Source organism: Bifidobacterium sp. LH_743 (genome assembly GCF_056355775.1).
This window is the reverse complement of sequence record NZ_JBKESZ010000020.1, coordinates 1-678: the sequence shown is the minus strand read 5'-3', so window position 1 is coordinate 678 and position 678 is coordinate 1. Positions and strand designations below refer to the sequence as shown.

Genomic DNA, 678 nt, shown 5'->3' with positions numbered 1-678 from the left:
GCTCTTGGTCCTGTCGGCGGTGGCCTTGCGGTCCTTGGCCGGATCCCACGTGGTCCTGCCGCTGGCGTCGACCTTGATCAGGCGGAACGCCATGGCATGACCCTTGTCGACCTGGACGGTGCCGGTGTACATGTTGCCGCTCTTGGCGAGCCTGACGCCGGAGCCGCGCTTCCACGCGTCGGCCTGGCCCCAGTCGCCCACCGCGTACAGGGTCTCGCCGGACTTCAGGTCCGCGGCCGCGTTGATGGTGACGTCCACGGTCTTGTCGACGGTGTTGTCCCACTTGAGGCCGACGGTCTTGGACCGGTCGGCGGTCGCCTTGACGTCGCCGATCTTGTCCCACGTGGTCCTGCCGCTGGCGTCGACCTTGACCAGGCGGGCGGTGACCGCATGGCCCTTCCTCACCTGGACGGTGCCGGTGTAGGCGCCGCCGCTCTTGGCGAGCCTGACGCCGGAGCCGCGCTTCCACGCGTTGGCCTGGCCCCAGTCGCCCACGGCGTACAGGGTCTCGCCGGCCTTCAGGGACACGTCGGACGCCTTGAAGGTGATGTCCACGGTCTCGTCCGGGACGGTGACGGACACCCGCACGGACGCGCTCCTGCCGCCCGCCGAGGCGGTGACCGTGGCGGTGCCGGCCTTCCGGCCCGCGGTCACCACGCCCGTGCCCATCACGTTCGC

General features: G+C 70.6%; 1 protein-coding gene. It reads right to left on the bottom strand.

Going from position 1 to position 678, the window contains the following annotated elements; genetic code table 11:
- Window positions 1–678, bottom strand: a 678-nt coding sequence (locus tag AC1ATL_RS10685; RefSeq protein ID WP_476570213.1) for a carbohydrate-binding module family 20 domain-containing protein, incomplete at both ends; no start/stop codon positions are given.